This is a genomic window from Kosakonia oryzendophytica (assembly GCF_027886705.1).
Taxonomy (GTDB): Bacteria; Pseudomonadota; Gammaproteobacteria; order Enterobacterales; family Enterobacteriaceae; genus Kosakonia; species Kosakonia oryzendophytica.
Window position 1 is genome coordinate 2,864,694 of the sequence record NZ_CP115659.1, and the last position, 19,658, is coordinate 2,884,351.

Genomic DNA, 19,658 nt, shown 5'->3' on the forward strand with positions numbered 1-19,658 from the left:
CATTGCAGTTTGTTTAACCGTGTCAATATGAAAAAGCCTTGCGAAAGCAAGGCTTTTTAGTGTCAGTCTCGCGACTGGAGTTCGTTGATATTGTGTTCGAGTCGGGCGATCATCTTTATTAACTGATCCAGTTCCTCGGTCGAAATTCCCTGGAGAATTTCCCCCCGCGTTTTCCGGATGACCGTTTCCATCTCTTCTATGATGGGCGCGGCTTTTTCAGTCAATTTGATCCGCTTAGCACGGCGGTCGTTGGCACATGTCTGGCGGGAAATAAGCCCCTTATCTTCCAGTTGGTCCAGCGTACGCACCAGCGAGGGCTGCTCGATGCCAATCGCTTTAGCCAGTTGAATTTGCGACTGCTCGGGCGGCAACTGATGAATATTATGTAGCGTTACCCAGTGAGTCTGCGTTAATTCCAGAGGTTTCAGGCGATGGTCAATCAAAGCGCGCCACACGCGCACTAAGCGTGCCAGATCAGAACCTAATGGCGATTCCAATTTCATCTCCTTATAATTAGCTTGCTAAGTTATTATACTCATTTTAGAATAGTTTGCAGTATTTATATTGGTAAAACAAATGTATTGCTGCACTCGTCAGGGCTTACGCTAAGGATCCTCCGCTTTAGCACGGCGTCATTTTTACCGCCTACCGCCCGCCCGGCGATTCGCCCGACCGCACAGGACATAAACGCGTGAAGTTAACTTCCAGTACCCCAGAATTACCCCTGCAGGACCTGATTTTTGGCGCATCGATTTACTTTCCCCCTTTGTGTAAAGCAGTCATGCTGGGCTTTCTGCTTTGGCTTGTTGCCCACCGTCTGTTGCGCGACTGGATCTACGCTGGCGATATCTGGCATCCCATCCTGATGGATCTTTCACTGTTTGTTATAGCGCTTAGCCTCTCCCTTGGCCTGTTGATTGTGGGGTAATTATGAGTCTGAAATCGCTAAAATACTTTTCTACCTTACCGGTGCTGGCCGTAGCGATTGTCGCCGCCTGGTGGATGTGGAATGAGTATATGCAGTCGCCATGGACCCGTGACGGCAAAGTACGCGCTGAACAGGTCAGCATCACGCCCCAGGTTTCCGGCAGTATCAGGGAACTCAACGTTCGCGATAATCAGTCCGTAAAAGCGGGCGATACGCTCTTTCGCATCGACGAAACACCCTACCGCATTGCGGTACTGAATGCCGAAGCCCAACTGGCAAAAGCGCAAACGGAGCAGGCAAAAGCCAATAACGAAGCCAACCGCCGCCGCCACCTTTCGCAAAACTACATCTCTGCTGAAGATCTCGATACTGCCAATATTAGTGTAAAAGCGGCGCAAGCGAGCGTTGCTGCTGCCGACGCGCAACTCGCGCAGGCAAAATGGCAGCTGGCGCAGACCACAGTCAAAGCACCGGTCGATGGCTGGGTCACCAATCTGACCACGCGCAACGGCAACTACGCTACCGCCGGGCAACCGGTATTTGCGCTGGTGGATAGCCACTCGTTTTATGTGATGGGGTATTTTGAAGAGACCAAACTACGCCATATTCGTACCGGTGCCCCGGCAAAAATCGTGCTTTACAGCGGCAATGCCACGTTACAGGGTCACGTCGAGAGTATCGGCCGCGCCATTTACGATCAGAGCATAGAAACCGACAGCGGGCTGGTACCGGATATTAAGCCCAACGTGCCCTGGGTACGTCTGGCACAACGCGTACCTGTACGCATTCGTTTCGATACACTGCCCGATGACCTGACGCTGGTTTCCGGTACCACCTGCACCGTGGCGATAGGCGTCCCCTGATGAAATCCTCCTTCGCGCTCTGGCACAACCTGCCGTGGGTAAAAGCCACGACAGGTCAGTGGCGCTACGCGCTACGCAACGGTATCGCGATGTGTCTGGCGCTGACGGTGGCCTACTTTCTTGACCTTGATGAACCCTACTGGGCCATGACCTCCGCCGCCGTAGTGAGTTTTCCGACCGTCGGTGGTGTGATCAGCAAAAGTCTTGGTCGCATTGCCGGTAGCCTGCTCGGTGCGTGCGCAGCGCTGATGATTGCGGGTCAGACGCTGAACGATCCATGGTTGTTTTTGTTCACCATGTCCGGCTGGATTGCGCTTTGCACCTGGGCCTGCGCACAGTTCGCCAATAATGTCGCTTATGCTTTTCAACTGGCGGGTTATACGGCGGCAATCATCGCGTTCGCGATGGTCAATATTACCGACATTACCGAACTGTGGGACATCGCGCAGGCGCGTGTTTGCGAAGTGATACTGGGGATCCTGTGCGGCGGCATGATGATGATGCTCCTTCCCGGCACCGCTGATGGGCCTGCGCTGCTCTCGGCGCTAAAAAAAATGCATGCCCGCCTGCTGGAACATGCCAGTCTGCTCTGGCAACCGGAAACCACCGATGCGATTCGTAGCGCCCATGAAAGCGTGATAGGCCAGATCCTCACGACCAACTTGCTACGTATTCAGGCGTTCTGGAGTCATTACCGCTTTCGTCGGCAAAACACATTGATGACCTGGCTATTGCACCAGCAGCTGCGCATGACCAGTGTGATCTCCAGCCTGCGCAGGATGCTGTTAAACTGGCCCGATGCACCGCCTCACCTGCGCCCGGTGATGGAGCAACTGCTAGCTGCGCTGTCCCACCCGCAAACCGACGCTCTGACCGTGGCGCGCATTATTGCCCCTCTTGCCCCTACCGATGCGGCAGATTACCGCCACCAGGCATTCTGGCTACGGTTACGCTATTTTTGCCGTCTATACCTGCTCAGTAGCCGCTGGTTAGCCCGTGTGGAGAATGCATCACCGATCAGCGTTTATACCCCGCCACGCAGCCCGGGGCTGATGCGCTACACAGATAATGTCGAGGCGCTGCTGAGCGGAGCCCGGACGTTTTTCGCCCTCGGTCTGGTTGGCGCGTGGAGCATTACCACCCAGTGGGAATACGGTTCTGCGGCGTTGACGCTGGCGGCTATTAGTTGTGTGCTTTACTCCGTCTCACCTGCACCGTTTAACTCGCTGACACTACTGTTGCGCACCTTATTGCTGCTCTCGTTGTTCAGTTTCGTCGTGAAATTTGGCCTGATGGTGCAAGTCAGCGAGCTGTGGTCCTTTTTACTGTTTCTGTTCCCTCTTCTTACCACAATGCAGTTATTGAAATTACAGATGCCTAAACGGGCAGGATTGTGGGGGCAGTTGATCGTATTTATGGGATCGTTTATTGCCGTCACCAATCCACCGGTGTACGACTTTGCTGATTTTTTAAATGACAACCTGGCGAAGATCCTCGGCGTTGCGCTGGCGTGGCTGGCATTTGCCGTGTTGCGTCCCGGCTCAGATGCCCGCAAGAGCCGCCGCCAGATCCACGCGTTACGGCGAAACTTTGTTGATCAGCTTAGTGCCAGGCCGCATCTGGACGAGCATGAATTCGAGTCAGTGGTCTATCACCATATCAGCCGGCTCAGCAATAGTCAGGATGCGCTGGCGCGTCGCTGGTTATTACGCTGGGGTGTGGTGTTACTGAACTGCTCGCATGTGGTATGGCAATTGCGCGACTGGGAAAGCCGTTCCGATCCGCTGACCCGGGTGCGGGATCGCTGCATTGCTTTACTGAATGATGTGATGAGTGAGCGTGGCGTTCAGCAACGAACGCTGTCCGCCACGCTGGCAGAGCTGCAACGGATTTGCGCTGCGCTTGGTACGCACCACCAGCCCGCAGCACGAGAACTGGCTTCCGTTATCTGGCGCTTGTATTGCGCATTGTCGCAGCTGGAGCAGGCGCCAGCCCCCGGAACGCTTACTTAATCACTCCGCAGGCAAAACGTGCGCCACCGCCCCCCAAAGGTTTCGGTTGATCGGACATATTATCGCCGCCAACATGCACCATCAGGGCTTTGTCCTTCACGTCAGCCAGCTTTTTCAGCCTTGGAGCCACCACTGCCTGCGTGGCTTTACCCTCATTATTCACCACCAGCACCGGGAGATCCCCTAAGTGCCCTGCGCCTTCCGGCCCTTCATGCTTGCCGGTATGGTGAGGGTCAAGGTGACCACCTGCCGCTTCTGCTGCAGAAGGTTTCCCCTCTTTTGTCGCAGGTTCACAGCTCCCTTTGGCATGGACATGAAAACCATGCTCTCCGGGCGGTAGTGCTTTCAGATCCGGGGCGAATTCCAGACCTTTGTCCGTTTCACTGATCTTCACCGTACCGATAGACTGCCCGATGCCCTGAGCAGTGACGAGATGCATATCCACTTCTTCACTGGCGGCCTGCGCGCCTGCGCAGACCAACAATGCCAACATGGCCAGACTAAAACGCTTCATATGACCTCCTTTGATTCACTTTTACCCTGTAAGTCTAAACCAGGGTAAAAGATTTCACCGGAAAGTCGCCGTTTCAGCCATCACGGCACATCAAAGCCCAGCGCAGCTTTGCGGATACGGAACCACTGCTGGCGGGTCATCTGCAGCGCCTCAGCCCCCAGCGCAGAGCGTACACGCTCAATTTTACCGGAGCCAATAATCGGTAACGGTTGTGACGGCAGACGCATCACCCAGGCATACACCACCTGCTCGATGGTTTCGGCATTCAGTTCCTGCGCCACCGTCGCCAGAACATCCCGTAACGTCTGGCATTCAGGATCGTTGAACAAGCGCCCGCCGCCCAGGCAGGACCAGGCCATAGGGCGGATGCGCAGTTGTTGCAATTGATCAAGGGTGCCGTCCAGCAACAACGGCTGATGCACCGGAGAGATTTCAACCTGGTTGGTGGCCAGGGTAAACGGCAGGCGTGATTGCAACAGGGAAAACTGCGCCGGGGTAAAATTGGATACACCAAAATGGCGGACTTTTCCGCTTTGATGCAGCGTCAAAAACGCCTCCGCAACCTCATCGGCATCCATCAACGGATCCGGGCGATGTATCAGTAGCAAGTCGAGATAATCCGTGGCGAGATTCATCAGCGACTGTTCGGCGCTACGAATAATATGGTCGCGATCGGTAATGTAATGACCAATCACATGTTCCGGTTTCGCGGTGGTGGCAATACCACACTTGCTGACAATCTCCATATGCGAGCGTAAGTGCGGCGCAAGTTTCAATGCTTCGCCAAATGTTGCTTCACATTGATAGCCGCCATAGATATCAGCGTGATCGACAGTGGTTACCCCTAAATCAAGGTGGGATTCAATAAAGCTTGCCAGCTGTTGGGGAGAGAACTGCCACTCCATTAAACGCCAGTAGCCCATGACAAAACGGGAGAACTCCGGACCTTGCGGCGCAAGGGCAATACGTTGAACCATAACGGTTTCCTCGAAGGTAATTTCCGTTGATTATACGCATTTAGTCGGTCAAAACAGTGAAGGTTGCTGAGGTTCTTCTGCCGGAAGGGATTTGTTCGCACGCATTTTGCGCTGAAAGCGTTGATGGCACAGGCGCAGGACCTCCTGCTTTTGCGTATCGGTCATTCGTTGCCAGTGGAAACGCTCATCACGGCTGCGCATACAGCCGCGGCAATAGCCTTTTTCATCCGACTGGCAGATGCCACGGCACGGGCTCTGGATAGGGAAAAACTCCAGTTGTTCTGGCACTGTCCTCTCCTGCGATAGACGCGTTATCTCTACTATTGAAGACTGCATACCGGCAACGCGCAACCCGAAAAGCGCATTGTTTGCTACTTGCAACAGACCAATCGGTCTAGTACATTATCGCCATGAACAGACATACCGAACACGATACACGCGAACATTTACTGGCTACCGGCGAGCGGCTCTGTATGCATCGCGGGTTTACCGGCATGGGCCTGAGCGAATTACTGAAAACAGCGGAAGTGCCGAAAGGCTCTTTCTATCACTATTTTCGCTCCAAAGAGGCGTTCGGTGTGGCATTGCTTGAGCGTCATTATGCGGGTTATCACCAGCGGCTGATCACCCATTTCGCCAGCGGTGCTGGAAACTATCGCGACAGGCTGCTGGCCTATTACCAGGAAACGCTCAACCAGTTTTGTCAGCAGGGCATTATTAGCGGTTGCCTGACGGTGAAGCTTTCTGCGGAGGTGTGTGATCTGTCAGAGGATATGCGCACAGCAATGGATAAAGGCGCAAGCCGTATCATCGTTCTGCTCAGCGATGCGCTGGAAAAAGGCCGTGCCGAACGAAGCCTGACCTTTTCTGGTGAGGCATTAACACAGGCGCAGGTCTTGTACTCGCTCTGGCTGGGTGCGAACCTGCAGGCGAAGATTTCCCGTAGCGCCCTGCCGCTGGAAAGCGCGCTGGCGCACGCGAAAACCATTATTGCGACGCCTTAGTTACTCGGGCGTTTTTATTTCACCTTTTACTAGTCGACCGGTCTATTCAGGAGTTGTTATGTCCAGTAAGTTATTCACGCCGCTGAAAGTGGGCGCAATTACCGCACCGAACCGTGTTCTGATGGCGCCGCTGACACGCTTGCGCAGCATCGAACCCGGCGATATCCCCACGCCGTTGATGGCGGAGTATTATCGCCAGCGCGCCAGTTCCGGGCTGATCATTAGCGAAGCAACACAAATATCAGCCCAGGCAAAAGGCTATGCCGGCGCACCCGGTCTGCATAGCGCGGAGCAAATCGCTGCGTGGAAAAAAATCACGGATGCCGTGCACGGAGACAACGGTCGTATCGCCGTACAACTGTGGCATACCGGCCGTATCTCTCACACCAGTTTGCAGCCTGGCGGGCAAGCGCCGGTTGCGCCATCGGCGATCAGTGCCGGGACTCGCACTTCGCTGCGCGATGCTAACGGTAATGCAACGCGTGAAGATACGTCTATGCCGCGCGCACTGGAAACCAGTGAAATCCCGGGGATCGTTGACGACTTCCGTCAGGCGGTGGCCAACGCCCGTGAAGCCGGTTTTGACCTTGTAGAACTGCATTCTGCTCATGGTTATTTACTGCATCAGTTCCTGTCGCCTTCTGCAAACCACCGTACAGATCAGTACGGCGGCAGCGTGGAAAATCGCGCCCGCCTGGTGTTGGAAGTTGTGGATGCCGTGAGCAAAGAGTGGAGCGCTGACAGAATTGGTATCCGTGTCTCGCCTATCGGTTCTTTCCAGAATACCGACAATGGCCCGAACGAAGAAGCCGATGCGCTGTATCTCATTGAAGAACTGGGTAAACGCGGTATCGCCTACCTGCATATGTCCGAACCAGACTGGGCTGGCGGTCAGCCTTATACGGATGCATTCCGTGAGAAAGTGCGCGCACGCTTCCACGGTCCAATCATCGGCGCTGGCGCTTACACCGTAGAGAAAGCCGAAGACCTGATCGGAAAAGGTCTGATTGATGCAGTCGCCTTTGGTCGCGCCTACATCGCCAACCCTGATCTGGTGAAACGCCTGCAACTGAAAGCCGAACTGAACCCACAGCGCCCGGAAACCTTCTATGGCGGCGGCGCTGAAGGCTACACCGATTACCCCGTGCTGTGATCCTCTGATTGTTCATTGATAGCGGCGGCTTTCCGCCGCTATACTAAAACAGTGTTTCTGACCGGAACGGTAAACCATTTAAAAAGAGGACATTATGCGCTTACTTCACACTATGCTGCGCGTCGGCGACCTGCAACGCTCCATCGATTTCTACACCAACGTGCTGGGCATGACGTTACTGCGTACCAGTGAAAACCCGGAATACAAATATTCGCTGGCGTTTGTGGGTTACGGCCCGGAAACTGAAGAAGCCGTGATTGAGCTGACCTATAACTGGGGTGTGGACAGCTATGAACTGGGGACAGCCTATGGTCACATTGCCCTGAGCGTGCCAAACGCCGCAGAAGCCTGTGAAGCGATCCGCAAAAACGGCGGCAACGTGACACGTGAAGCAGGTCCGGTCAAAGGCGGCACCACGGTTATCGCCTTTGTTGAAGATCCGGATGGATACAAGATCGAGCTGATCGAAGAGAAAGATGCCGGCCACGGTTTAGGCAATTAATACTGCCGGGCGCGCTTTGCGCCCGTTGTTTTACATCCCTTCCTAAAATTTGCCATAATGCGCTGCCCTTTTTCCGTCTCAAGAGATCCTGATGTCCGATAACGCTCAACTTACTGGTCTGTGCGACCGTTTTCGCGGCTTTTACCCTGTTGTCATCGATGTTGAAACCGCAGGGTTTAACGCCAAAACCGACGCGCTACTGGAAGTCGCCGCCATTACCTTAAAAATGGACGAACAAGGCTGGTTGATGCCTGACAGTACGCTGCATTTCCATGTTGAGCCATTTGAAGGGGCGAACCTGCAACCGGAAGCACTGGCGTTTAACGGTATCGATCCAACTAACCCGCTGCGCGGCGCGGTGAGTGAACACGATGCGCTGCACGCGATTTTTAAATTGGTGCGTAAGGGCATTAAAGACCAGGGATGTAACCGTGCGATTATGGTGGCCCATAACGCCACTTTTGATCACAGCTTCATGATGGCCGCTGCCGAGCGGGCATCACTGAAACGCAACCCCTTCCATCCGTTTGTCACCTTTGATACCGCTTCACTGAGTGGGCTGGCGCTGGGGCAGACGGTCCTCTCTAAAGCCTGTGCCGCTGCGGGCATTGCCTTTGACGCCACACAGGCGCACTCCGCCCTGTATGACACCGCCCAAACCGCCCTCCTGTTTTGTGAAATAGTCAACCGCTGGAAACGTCTTGGCGGTTGGCCATTACCGTTGGCTGAAGATCCTCAACCATAAATACCAGAAATATTCTATGCCGGTTGCATTCAGTGACCGGTTATTAACGCGGTCAATCGAAATTAGATAAACGTATATCGTTTTCTTAAACACTCCCTTCACATTCTTTTTCTACCAACTTATCCATTATTAACAGATAAAAACACCACAAAACCCTCCCTCGACATCCTGAAAAAACTCGCCATTCACCTTTGGCAGATTAATTATCTCATTTCACTTAGCGGCATAAAAATATTATTAAGGCAGCCGATGATATTTTGGCGCACCTGAACGCTGTAAAAAACACATATATTAATTATGAATGAATTAACCCAACGCGTAATAATGGGTTATTTGTAATTTATTTCATGGTGAGCACAGAAAGACCCGCTTAATATATTTTGATGAAGGTGAAATAATGCACAAGCTCAATATTATTCTTGCTCTGTTTTTTATCCCTATGGCTTTTCCGGCTTCTGCCGAAATGCAAAATCGCGTGTTTAACTGGGATCGGGTTTCTGCCGGGATTAATGTGGGTACCCTGAGCGGCCTGACCCATGAAAGGGTTTACTCGCCCAATCAAGGTGGGCGAAAACTTAGCCAACTCGACTGGCGTTACCGCAATGCTGCTGTCGTTCAGGGGGCTCTGGAATGGGACGCCATGCGGTGGTTCTCATTAGGCGCATCAGGCTGGTCAACCTTTTCCAGTGGAAACAGCCACATGAATGATTACGACTGGCAAAACGCTGTGCAGGATTCGTGGACCGATCACAGCTCGCACCCTGACACGCGACTTAACTTTTCCAATCAATTTGATGTGAATGTGAAAGGCTGGATGTTTAACACCCCCGGATGGCGTCTGGGAGTAATGGTGGGGTATCAGGAGAACCGCATCAGCTTTCACAGTAGAGGTGGAAGCTACAGCTATAATAATGGTGCCCACACCGGTTCCTTTGATCCCAATGAAATCAATATCGGCTATAAGCAACACTACCAGATCCCCTATGTCGGTCTGACCGGACGCTATCGTTATAGCGATATTGAATTTTCCGGAACACTTAAATATAGCGCCTGGGCGCGAACCACAGGAAATGATGAGCATTATCTCAGAGACCTGACGTTTACTGATAAAGCAAGAGAACAGAACTTTTTTTCACTTGCTGCAAGCGTAGGTTATTACGTCACGGAGAATATGAAACTCTATATTGAGGGAACCTGGAATCGGGTGACAAATAAGAAGACTGACGTTAACGTTAATAACTATCGTCAAAATATAAATGCAGACTATAAAAATGGTGGCGGTATTGAAAGTTATAATATGCTAACGACCGCAGGGCTGGTATACACCTTTTGACAGTAAAAAGGGTTCATGTTGAAACATGAACCCTTTTAGCAACGTTAACCGCGAGCGGCTTACTCCGCGCCCTGCTCGCCCTTATGCTTAGCGGCCGCTTCTTTGATCAGCGTCTGCAACTCACCACGTTGATACATCTCAATCAGGATGTCGCAGCCGCCAACCAGTTCACCTTCCACCCACAGTTGCGGGAAGGTTGGCCAGTTCGCATACTTCGGCAGTTCAGCGCGGATATCCGGGTTCTGCAGAATATCCACATAAGCGAAACGTTCACCACAGGCAGACAGCGCCTGTACAGCCTGAGCGGAGAAGCCGCAGCTTGGCAGCTTCGGAGAGCCTTTCATGTACAGCAGAATCGGGTTTTCAGCGATCTGGCGCTGGATTTTTTCAAGTGTAGTGCTCATTGTCTTGCTTCCTTCAACTTCTACGGCAGATGGTGGATAGTGTAACGGTTCAGAGAGCCAACCGAAAATAACATTTTGTTCACTGGTTACGATTTTACGTCCATACCTGTAAAGTTGCCTCCAAAATGTGACTTAACACAATTCAGATTCCGCCGGTTGCTTAACTCTTAACCGCCATAGAAACGTTTTGCTGCTTTTTTTTGCGCTTGCTAACGAAACGCAGCTATAGATGCAAAAACACTCTTAACTTTTGTGCTTTTTATGGATTAGAATCGACGGGTTTTGAAATCATACGCACGCATTGTTAAATGCCTGCTCTAACAGGGGATTGCTCAGTGGCGCGAATACCAAAATCTTCGATCACGCTCTGTGCTTTGTTGTTCACCACGCTTTCTTTCACGCCATTGGCTAACGCCTCTGAACAGGCGCGAGCGTCGGCCGTGCAAAAATCGCATCTGGCGAAAGCATCCGAACGTAAGAAAAAAACCACATCGCAAAAGACATCAAAGAAAAACAGTCGCAACGCAGAAACCAAAACAACGAACAAAATAACGAACAAAAAAACGACGGAGACCAAAAAATCTCCGGCAACGAAGAAAGTCACCACCAGCAGTAAAGCCAGCCAACTCTCTACGCGTCGTAATAAATCCAGCCAGACCAAAACCGCTGCTGTAACCTGGACCGAAAAATGTACGCCGCGTAAAGGCCACAAACCGCACTGCGTTAAAGTCAAAAGCACTAAGACGGCTGCTCTTGCCGATGTGCACAAAGTCCGTATCCAAAAAGCGCAGAAAACCGCCATGTCCAAACTGATGAATCAGATTGGCAAGCCATATCACTGGGGCGGCACCTCTCCCAATACAGGTTTCGACTGCAGTGGACTGGTCTATTACGCCTATAAAGATTTGGTGAAATTCCGCATTCCACGTACGGCAAATGAGATGTATCACCTGCGTGATGCCTCGCCGGTGAATGTCGCAGAACTGGAAAGCGGTGATTTGGTCTTTTTCCGCACCCAGGGTCGCGGCACAGCGGACCACGTTGGTGTTTACGTAGGTAACGGCAAGTTTATCCAGTCACCGCGCAGCGGCCAGGATATTCAGGTTACCTCGCTCAGTGAAGACTACTGGCAGCGTCACTACGTCGGTGCCCGCCGCGTGGTTACACCGAAAACCATTCGTTAATCCTGTTACCTGCCGCTTCTGTGGCAGGTAACTCTCTCTTTTGCCACCCCTTTCTATTTGCTACTCTATCCATACACTCAGTAGGGCTATTGGGTGTATTAAAATAATGAAGGAGAGTAGCAATGTCGTTCGAATTACCTGCATTACCGTATGCAAAAGACGCCCTGGCGCCGCATATCTCGGCTGAAACACTGGACTACCACTATGGTAAGCACCATCAGGCCTATGTCACCAACCTTAATAACCTGATCAAAGGCACTGCCTTCGAAGGCAAATCCCTGGAAGCGATCGTGAAGAGCAGCGAAGGCGGCGTGTTTAACAATGCCGCGCAGGTCTGGAACCACACTTTCTACTGGCACTGTCTCGCCCCGAACGCGGGTGGCGAACCGACAGGCGCGCTGGCTTCTGCTATTGCGAAGTCATTCGGTAGCTTCGCTGAATTCAAAGCGCAGTTTACCGACGCGGCGGTCAAAAACTTTGGTGCGGGCTGGACATGGCTGGTGAAGAAGGCTGATGGCGAACTGGCGATTGTGTCAACATCGAACGCCGGTACACCGCTAACGACGGATGCCACGCCGTTGCTGACCGTTGATGTCTGGGAACATGCCTATTACATCGATTACCGTAACGCCCGTCCGAACTATCTGGAGCACTTCTGGGCGCTGGTAAACTGGGACTTTGTGGCGAAAAATCTCGCTGCGTAAATCTCACCAGGAGGGGGAACCCCCTCCTGATTATTATTCTGCTGCTGTGCAGGCACGTTCCGGCTGAGTACGGCCCGAAGAGAGCACCACCAACAGGCCAAGACCGGCGATAATCGCCCCCATCACCGGCACAAAGCTGTAACCCAGACCACCGGATATGACTGCCCCACCGGCTGCGGCACCCAATGCGTTCCCCAGGTTAAATGCACCAATGTTCACGGAAGAGGACAGACCCGGTGCTTCATGTGCCACGCGCATGACTCGCATCTGCAACGGCGGCACCACGGCGAAAGTCGCTGCGCCCCAGACCACCATACTGATAGCCGCGCCGATCGCGCTTTGTGCAAGAAACGGGATAGCCAGCATGATGGCAATCAACAGCACCAAAAAGCCTTTAAGTGTTCCGGTCACAGAACGGTCCGCCAGTTTACCGCCAAGATAGTTGCCGATGGAGAACCCAACGCCAATCAGCACCAGCATTGCCGTAATAAAGACAGGCGTCGCATCTGTGATGGTCCGCAGAACCGGTGAAATGTAGGTATACAGCGTGAACATCGCCCCTGCCCCTAATACTGTGGTCAGCAGTGCAGACAAGACCTGCGGGCGCATCAGCACCGCCAGCTCTTTACGCACCTCAGGGCGTTCTCCGGTGCCGCCTTTCGGCAGTGAGAAGAACAGACTCAGCATGGCGACAATGCCCAGTGCCGCAGTTGCCATAAACGACATGCGCCAGCCAATGGTTTCACCCAGCCAGGTCGCAGCCGGCACCCCACCGATATTGGCGATGGTTAGCCCCATAAACATGGTGGCGACGGCGCTGGCTTGTTTTTCTTTGGCAACAACGCTTGCAGCAACCACCGATCCCAGGCCAAAGAATGCCCCGTGATTGAGACTGGTGACGATACGCGCCAGCATCAGGGTGGCGTAATTCGGTGCAATCGCCGACAACACATTACCCAGCGTAAAAATCGCCATCAAAAAAATCAGCGCGTTGCGTCTGCCGCGATGAGAAAGCAGTAAGGTCATTAACGGCGCACCGACCATTACGCCGACAGCATAGGCGCTAATCAGCATCCCCGCCGCCGGGATAGAAACGTCAACGCCGCGGGCAATCACCGGCAGTAATCCCATCGGGGAGAACTCGGTCGTACCGATGCCAAAGGCGCCAATCGCCAGGGCAAGCAAAGGGAAATTCATTTTCATAAACTGACTCCGGAAAAGCCGTGTCGATTCGGGACACTGTCGCAGAAGTCAAAAGTATGACATCAATCACAAAAAACAGCAGTTAGCGGAATGACAAAAGAGTATTGCAAAATTGATAACAATGGCGGGGATGAAAACGGAGGGGGAACCCGGTTCCCCCTCGCGCAGAATCAATGCAGTGCAGCAGTCAGGGCGCCGAAAACGATCAGACCCAGCACGATGACGGTAGTGAACAGTGAATACTTCAGGTCGGTGCTCATCAATTTTCTCCGTTTTAATTTCCACACAAAAAGTGAGATAGCGCATTTTTGCACAAATAAACGTAAAAATCTTGCAGGAATTAGCGTGTCAGATGTTTTATCACTTCCCCTTTTGCTCAAGATCAGACAAAATTCGACGCTAAATTTATTAGCGTACCGGCCATTGACTCCCCTCCTGACGTCCAGTGTCTTTTTCCCGGCGTACCGCACCCCCATTCATGGGTACAGGGTGATTGAAGGCAAACGTTTACCTTATGTATTATCAGGAGCTTGAGATATGGTCTGGAGTGACATCTGATGGCAACGATCAAAGACGTAGCGAAGCGAGCAAACGTTTCCACCACAACCGTATCACACGTAATTAACAAAACACGTTTTGTCGCCGAAGAGACGCGCAATGCTGTGTGGGCGGCGATCAAAGAGCTGCATTATTCACCGAGCGCCGTGGCGCGCAGCCTGAAGGTGAATCACACCAAATCGATCGGCCTGCTGGCCACCAGCAGCGAAGCAGCCTACTTTGCCGAAATCATTGAGGCTGTTGAGAAGAAGTGCTTCCAGAAAGGCTACACCCTGATTCTTGGTAATGCCTGGAATAACCTGGAAAAACAGCGCGCTTACTTGTCGATGATGGCGCAAAAGCGTGTTGATGGTCTGCTGGTAATGTGTTCCGAGTATCCGGAATCCCTACTGAGCATGCTGGAAGAGTATCGCCATATCCCGATGGTCGTTATGGACTGGGGCGAAGCCAAAGCCGACTTTACTGACACGGTGATCGATAACGCCTTTGAAGGCGGTTATATGGCCGGGCGTTATCTGATCGAACGCGGCCACCGCGATATCGGTGTGATCCCGGGTCCGCTTGAGCGCAACACCGGCGCGGGCCGTCTCGCCGGCTTTATGAAAGCAATGGAAGAAGCCACCATTTCCGTACCGGAAAGCTGGATTGTCCAGGGCGACTTTGAACCTGAGTCTGGTTATCGCGCCATGCAGCAGATCCTTGCACAGACGCATCGCCCGACAGCCGTTTTCTGCGGCGGCGATATTATGGCCATGGGTGCGCTGTGTGCGGCCGACGAGATGGGATTACGCGTCCCACAGGATATTTCGGTGATCGGGTATGACAATGTGCGTAACTCCCGCTTCTTCACGCCGTCACTGACCACAATACACCAGCCGAAAGATTCGCTGGGTGAAACTGCGTTTACCATGCTGCTTGACCGTATTGTGAATAAACGCGAAGAGTCGCAATCCATTGAAGTGCATCCGCGTCTGATCGAGCGTCGCTCAGTCGCCGATGGTCCGTTCCGCGACTACCGCCGTTAATCCCCTTTTGCGGGAGCCCTTATTCCGGCTCCCGCAACCATTCCCGATTCAGCGTTTCACTGTCCCCCAGGTACTCAAGAAGCCAGTTCAGTGCAGGTGATGCCTCGTTCTGCTGCCACGTCAGGCAACAAGCGGCATCTGGGAAGGGATTTTCCAGCTCCAGCGCCACCCACTCCCCGCGATCGAGCCAGGGCCTGGCAAAATGCGCCGGGACCATTCCCACGCACAACCCGGCAGACAGACAGGCTTCGGATGATTTCCAGTCCGGTACTATCACGCGTTTCTGGTTATCCAGCAGCCAGGTAATGCGCTTTGGTAACGAGCGTGATGTATCTTCCTGTATCAGTGAGGGCCAGTTACGCAACGTCTCATCACTTAATGGGCCCGGCAGCGCCGCCAGCGGATGCCGACAGGAAACCACACACTTCCAGCTCAGCATTCCCATATCGCGAAAAGCATAGCGCCCACCGACCGGGATAGCCTGCGTTGCACCAATAGCCAGTTCAACACGCCCGTCGGCCAGTGCATCCCAGACGCCGTTAAACACTTCCTGATAAACCTGGAGTTCCACATCGCTAAAGTGACGATAAAAATCGACGATCAGCTGTCGTGTGCGTTCGGGTCTGACAATGTTGTCCACCGCAATCGCCAGTTGCCCGCGCCAGCCATTCGCAATCTGCTGGCACTGTTGACGGGTGACCTGCATTTTTTTGATAACAGAACGCCCTTCTTTCAAAAACCAGACGCCAGCGGGCGTTAACTCCACATCGCGGTGACGCCGTTCAAACAGTGGAACCGCCAGCCACTCCTCCAGTTGCCTCACGGTGTAGCTGACAGCAGAAGGCACGCGGTGCAACTCCTGAGCCGCGCCGCTAAAACTGCCGTTACGCGCCACAGCATCTACCACTTCCAGCGAATATTCTGACCACATAATCTGCCTGCAAAAAATTTGAAACCATTGCGCAAATATTAGCGTTTCACAAGGGAGAATGCACTCCTTACACTCGACAACCCTGATAACCTGCACAAAGAAGAGATACCACAATGCAACCTGGCAAAGGATTTTTAGTCTGGCTCGCGGGATTAAGCGTGCTGGGCTTTTTAGCCACCGATATGTACCTGCCCGCGTTCAGCGCTATTCAGCAAGATTTAGAGACCTCCTCCGCTGTTGTCAGCGCCACATTGAGCCTGTTTCTGGCCGGGTTTGCCGTTGCACAACTGCTGTGGGGACCGTTATCGGATCGCTATGGGCGCAAACCGATTCTGTTAACCGGCCTGGGGATTTTCGCTGTGGGCTGTCTGGGAACAGTATGGGTGCGGGACGCCACGCTGTTATTGGTGCTGCGTTTTGTACAGGCCGTCGGGGTTTGCGCCGCAACAGTAAGCTGGCAGGCGCTGGTCACGGATTATTACCCGTCACACCGTGTTAACCGTATTTTCGCCACAATTATGCCGCTGGTCGGGCTGACACCCGCGCTGGCCCCCCTGCTCGGCGCGTGGATCCTTGCGCATCTCGGCTGGCAGGCAATCTTTGCCACGCTGCTGGTGATTACGCTGGTGTTGATGATCCCGGCGTTACGCCTGAAATCGTCGGCTGAGGCAACGGCGCCGGATGAGCAGTCGCTGACATTTATGGATCTGCTGCGCGCCCGCGACTATCGTGGCAATGTGATTATCTATGCTGCCTGTTCCGCCAGTTTCTTCGCCTGGCTGACCGGCTCACCGTTTATCCTGCATGAGATGGGGTACGGCCCCTCTGCGATTGGCCTGAGCTATGTACCACAGACCATTGCATTTTTGGTGGGGGGTTATGGTTGCCGCGCTGCGCTACAGAAGTGGCAAGGCGAACAACTGCTTCCCTGGTTGCTAAGTGCGTTTGCCCTCAGCGTGATGACCACCTGGGCGGTCGGCTTTATGCCGAACGTGTCGCTGACCGCACTGCTGATCCCGTTCTGCGTTATGGCAATGGCCAATGGCGCTATTTATCCCATCGTGGTTGCCCAGGCATTACGCCCTTTTCCGCAGGCAACCGGCCGTGCCGCCGCGCTGCAAAATACGCTGCAACTTGGGTTGTGCTTCCTCGCAAGCCTGGTGGTCTCATGGCTTATCGCCACGCCGCTACTGACCACCACCAGCGTAATGCTGTCGATGGTACTGCTGGCGACGCTGGGATATCGTCTGCAAAGGCAACCGCATCGCAGGTATGCGAAAGAGGCCACCACAACAGCATCCTCACGGGGATAGTCGCTGCGGCGATTATCCCTAAGTCACTGATTAGCATGCTAACAGTTTTCTGTTGAATCACCTGATTTTGAAGCCTATACTAAATTTCGCTGTTTTATAAATACGATAAATATTATGTAGTAACGGGCGTCGGATTACGCCCGTTTCACCATGGATGGCCTTTCGGCAAGGGTTCTCCCTTCCTCTGTTCTACGTCGGATATCAGCCTCACGGCGAAAACCGTGAGATTTCTCACAAGCCCGAAAAAGCGTCTACGCTGTTTGAAGGTTCTGATCACTGGTTAGTGATGGAGAAGTTATGAGTTCATCGTGTATAGAAGAAGTCAGCGTACGGGATGATAATTGGTTCCGTATAGCAAACGAGCTACTGAGCCGCGCCGGTATCCAGGTTAATGGCCCCGCAGCTTCAGATATTCAGGTGAAAAATCCTGATTTTTTCAAACGCGTTTTACAGGAAGGTTCGCTCGGACTCGGCGAAAGTTATATGGATGGCTGGTGGGATTGCGACCGGCTGGACATCTTCTTCACCAAAGTTCTCCGCGCCGGCCTGGAAAACCAACTCCCGCACCACCTGAAAGACACTCTCCGCATTGCCGGAGCAAGATTATTTAATCTGCAGAGTAAGAAACGGGCCTGGATTGTGGGTAAAGAGCATTACGATCTCGGTAATGACTTGTTTACCCGCATGCTGGATCCGCAGATGCAATACTCTTGCGCCTACTGGAAAGAGGCCGACACCCTTGAGGACGCGCAACTGGCTAAACTGAGGCTTTGCTGTGAAAAGTTGCAGTTAAGACCCGGGATGCGCGTGCTCGATATTGGTTGTGGATGGGGCGGGCTGGCGCAATTTATGGCGCAAAATTACGGCGTCAGCGTGGTGGGCGTCACCATTTCCGCCGAGCAACAAAAACTGGCGCAACAGCGGTGTGAAGGCCTCGATGTGGAGATCCGCCTGCAAGATTACCGCGACATGAACGACCAGTTCGATCGCATTGTGTCTGTCGGTATGTTTGAACATGTCGGGCCGAAAAACTATGCGACCTATTTCAGCGTGGTGGATCGTAATCTCAAACCCGATGGCATTTTCCTGCTGCATACCATCGGCTCTAAACGTACCGATCACAACGTTGATCCATGGATTGACCGTTATATTTTCCCTAACGGTTGCCTGCCTTCCGTACGCCAGATCGCGGACGCGAGCGAGGCGCATTTCGTGCTGGAAGACTGGCATAACTTTGGCGCCGATTATGACCGCACGCTGATGGCGTGGTATGCCCGTTTCCTTGACGCATGGCCGGAGATTGCCGATAACTACTCCGAACGGTTTAAACGGATGTTCAGCTACTATTTGAACGCCTGCGCGGGCGCGTTTCGCGCGCGGGATATCCAGCTCTGGCAGGTAGTATTTAGTCGCGGTATTGAACGGGGATTGCGCGTGGCGCGCTGATCCCTTAGCCCCTTGTAAAAAGGCCGCATTATCAATGTGCGGCCTTTTTTATTTTTCTCGTCAGGAGGCCATTACTCTTCGCTAATCATAGCAGCGACAGCGGCAGCCTCTTTTGCAGCCAGTACGCGCTCAACGGTATCGACAACCGCCTGCGTTTGCGGATCAATTTCAATATTGACACGATGCCCCAGTTTTTTGGCTCCGAGCGTGGTGCGTTGCAACGTCTCCGGGATCAGGTGCACACAGAAACGGCTGCTGGTTACTTCCCCCACCGTCAGGCTGATGCCATCAATACCGATAAAGCCTTTATAGAGTATGTATTTCATCAAGGTCGGATCCGACACCTTGAACCAAATCTGGCGATTATTTTCCGACGTGAGGATTTTGACGATTTCCGCAGTGGTCATAATATGGCCGGACATCAGATGTCCGCCAATTTCATCACTGAATTTCGCCGCGCGCTCCACGTTTACCTCATCACCAACGCCCAGCTCACCCAGGTTGGTAATACGCAACGTTTCTTTCATTAAATCGAAACTAATACGACTGCCGTCGATGGCCGTTACGGTCAGACAACAGCCATTGTTCGCGATGGAAGCACCGGTTTCGATGCCATCAAGCATATGCTCAGGAAGTTCAACGACGTGGGTGCGGAAATTGGGTTTATCATCAATAGACACCAGTTTTGCCGTGCCCTGTACAATACCAGTAAACATACCTACCACTCCTGTTCCCATTCATACGGCGTTACCGTTTTCTTTACGCACAATAACAGGTGGAAATTGCCGTTGCCAGTCTCAATCCCACCGCCGGGCGTTTTCCCGGACAGATAACAATAAGATGAACAACGGTCTGCGTG

General features: G+C 53.0%; 21 protein-coding genes and 1 pseudogene. 13 read left to right on the forward strand and 9 right to left on the reverse strand.

Going from position 1 to position 19,658, the window contains the following annotated elements:
- Positions 1–62: 62 nt before the first annotated feature.
- On the reverse strand, positions 63–503 hold the full coding sequence (gene slyA, locus O9K67_RS13820) for a transcriptional regulator SlyA (RefSeq protein WP_061495344.1): 441 nt from the start codon (positions 501–503) through the stop codon (positions 63–65).
- A 188-nt stretch (positions 504–691) separates the two neighbouring features.
- Between slyA and O9K67_RS13825 the strand changes: the two genes are divergently transcribed.
- The 3 genes from O9K67_RS13825 to O9K67_RS13835 are packed head-to-tail and all read left to right on the forward strand — an operon-like array spanning position 692 to position 3,803.
- Positions 692–928 carry a DUF1656 domain-containing protein gene (locus tag O9K67_RS13825; protein ID WP_061495341.1) on the forward strand — a complete coding sequence of 79 codons (237 nt, stop codon included), beginning with the start codon at positions 692–694 and terminating at the stop codon, positions 926–928.
- 2 nt (positions 929–930) lie between these two features.
- Complete coding sequence (locus O9K67_RS13830; RefSeq protein WP_061495338.1) at positions 931–1,791, forward strand: efflux RND transporter periplasmic adaptor subunit; 861 nt, start codon at positions 931–933, stop codon at positions 1,789–1,791.
- Positions 1,791–3,803 (forward strand): FUSC family protein, encoded by a 2,013-nt coding sequence (locus O9K67_RS13835; protein ID WP_061495335.1) that lies wholly within the window; start codon positions 1,791–1,793, stop codon positions 3,801–3,803. The genes O9K67_RS13830 and O9K67_RS13835 overlap by 1 nt, the downstream gene beginning before the upstream one ends.
- Here the strand turns inward: O9K67_RS13835 and sodC are convergent.
- The 3 genes from sodC to O9K67_RS13850 form a co-directional block, all read right to left on the reverse strand.
- Complete coding sequence (gene sodC, locus O9K67_RS13840; RefSeq protein ID WP_061495332.1) at positions 3,796–4,317, reverse strand: superoxide dismutase [Cu-Zn] SodC; 522 nt, start codon at positions 4,315–4,317, stop codon at positions 3,796–3,798. The genes O9K67_RS13835 and sodC overlap by 8 nt on opposite strands.
- Positions 4,318–4,397: 80 nt before the next feature.
- Complete coding sequence (locus O9K67_RS13845) at positions 4,398–5,294, reverse strand: aldo/keto reductase (protein ID WP_061495329.1); 897 nt, start codon at positions 5,292–5,294, stop codon at positions 4,398–4,400.
- Positions 5,295–5,342: 48 nt separating this feature from the next.
- On the reverse strand, positions 5,343–5,582 hold the full coding sequence (locus O9K67_RS13850; RefSeq protein WP_061495326.1) for a DUF1289 domain-containing protein: 240 nt from the start codon (positions 5,580–5,582) through the stop codon (positions 5,343–5,345).
- A 122-nt stretch (positions 5,583–5,704) separates the two neighbouring features.
- On the opposite strand from O9K67_RS13850, the gene O9K67_RS13855 reads away from it, so the two are divergent.
- From O9K67_RS13855 to O9K67_RS13875, 5 genes are all read left to right on the forward strand, one after another.
- Positions 5,705–6,298, forward strand: a complete 594-nt coding sequence (locus O9K67_RS13855; RefSeq protein ID WP_061495324.1) for a TetR/AcrR family transcriptional regulator — start codon at positions 5,705–5,707, stop codon at positions 6,296–6,298.
- Positions 6,299–6,356: 58 nt separating this feature from the next.
- Positions 6,357–7,451, forward strand: coding sequence for an alkene reductase (gene nemA / locus O9K67_RS13860; RefSeq protein ID WP_061495321.1), 1,095 nt, complete (start codon positions 6,357–6,359; stop codon positions 7,449–7,451).
- A gap of 94 nt (positions 7,452–7,545) precedes the next feature.
- Positions 7,546–7,953 (forward strand): lactoylglutathione lyase, encoded by a 408-nt coding sequence (gloA, locus tag O9K67_RS13865; RefSeq protein WP_061495318.1) that lies wholly within the window; start codon positions 7,546–7,548, stop codon positions 7,951–7,953.
- A 91-nt stretch (positions 7,954–8,044) separates the two neighbouring features.
- Positions 8,045–8,698, forward strand: coding sequence for a ribonuclease T (gene rnt / locus O9K67_RS13870; RefSeq protein WP_061495315.1), 654 nt, complete (start codon positions 8,045–8,047; stop codon positions 8,696–8,698).
- Between the two features lie 397 nt (positions 8,699–9,095).
- The gene (locus tag O9K67_RS13875) at positions 9,096–10,031 is read left to right on the forward strand and encodes an omptin family outer membrane protease (RefSeq protein ID WP_061495312.1); all 936 of its coding nucleotides are present in this window, start codon (positions 9,096–9,098) and stop codon (positions 10,029–10,031) included.
- A 59-nt stretch (positions 10,032–10,090) separates the two neighbouring features.
- Here O9K67_RS13875 and O9K67_RS13880 read toward each other — a convergent pair whose 3' ends face one another.
- Positions 10,091–10,435: a Grx4 family monothiol glutaredoxin gene (locus tag O9K67_RS13880; RefSeq protein WP_061495309.1), complete on the reverse strand. Its 345-nt coding sequence runs from the start codon at positions 10,433–10,435 to the stop codon at positions 10,091–10,093.
- Between the two features lie 335 nt (positions 10,436–10,770).
- Here O9K67_RS13880 and O9K67_RS13885 point away from each other — a divergent pair, with 335 nt between their 5' ends.
- On the forward strand, positions 10,771–11,619 hold the full coding sequence (locus O9K67_RS13885; RefSeq protein WP_061495306.1) for a C40 family peptidase: 849 nt from the start codon (positions 10,771–10,773) through the stop codon (positions 11,617–11,619).
- A 122-nt stretch (positions 11,620–11,741) separates the two neighbouring features.
- Positions 11,742–12,323, forward strand: a complete 582-nt coding sequence (sodB, locus tag O9K67_RS13890; RefSeq protein WP_061495303.1) for a superoxide dismutase [Fe] — start codon at positions 11,742–11,744, stop codon at positions 12,321–12,323.
- 33 nt (positions 12,324–12,356) lie between these two features.
- On the opposite strand, the gene O9K67_RS13895 is transcribed toward sodB, so the two are convergent.
- Together O9K67_RS13895 and cydH are read right to left on the reverse strand one after the other, a co-directional pair.
- Positions 12,357–13,526: an MFS transporter gene (locus tag O9K67_RS13895; RefSeq protein ID WP_061495300.1), complete on the reverse strand. Its 1,170-nt coding sequence runs from the start codon at positions 13,524–13,526 to the stop codon at positions 12,357–12,359.
- Positions 13,527–13,696: 170 nt separating this feature from the next.
- Positions 13,697–13,786, reverse strand: a complete 90-nt coding sequence (gene cydH, locus O9K67_RS13900) for a cytochrome bd-I oxidase subunit CydH (protein ID WP_088236881.1) — start codon at positions 13,784–13,786, stop codon at positions 13,697–13,699.
- Between the two features lie 297 nt (positions 13,787–14,083).
- Between cydH and purR the strand changes: the two genes are divergently transcribed.
- The gene (gene purR, locus O9K67_RS13905; RefSeq protein WP_061495293.1) at positions 14,084–15,109 is read left to right on the forward strand and encodes an HTH-type transcriptional repressor PurR; all 1,026 of its coding nucleotides are present in this window, start codon (positions 14,084–14,086) and stop codon (positions 15,107–15,109) included.
- Here purR and punR read toward each other — a convergent pair.
- A pseudogene (punR, locus tag O9K67_RS13910) lies at positions 15,106–16,040 on the reverse strand (DNA-binding transcriptional activator PunR). The gene purR and the pseudogene punR overlap by 4 nt on opposite strands.
- A gap of 113 nt (positions 16,041–16,153) precedes the next feature.
- Between punR and punC the strand changes: the two are divergent.
- Together punC and cfa are read left to right on the forward strand one after the other, a co-directional pair.
- Entirely contained in the window at positions 16,154–17,353 is a 1,200-nt protein-coding gene (punC, locus tag O9K67_RS13915) for a purine nucleoside transporter PunC (protein ID WP_061495287.1), read from the forward strand.
- Between the two features lie 297 nt (positions 17,354–17,650).
- Entirely contained in the window at positions 17,651–18,799 is a 1,149-nt protein-coding gene (gene cfa, locus O9K67_RS13920; RefSeq protein ID WP_061495284.1) for a cyclopropane fatty acyl phospholipid synthase, read from the forward strand.
- A 71-nt stretch (positions 18,800–18,870) separates the two neighbouring features.
- On the opposite strand, the gene O9K67_RS13925 is transcribed toward cfa, so the two are convergent.
- Positions 18,871–19,515: a riboflavin synthase gene (locus tag O9K67_RS13925; protein WP_061495281.1), complete on the reverse strand. Its 645-nt coding sequence runs from the start codon at positions 19,513–19,515 to the stop codon at positions 18,871–18,873.
- Positions 19,516–19,658: the final 143 nt, after the last annotated feature.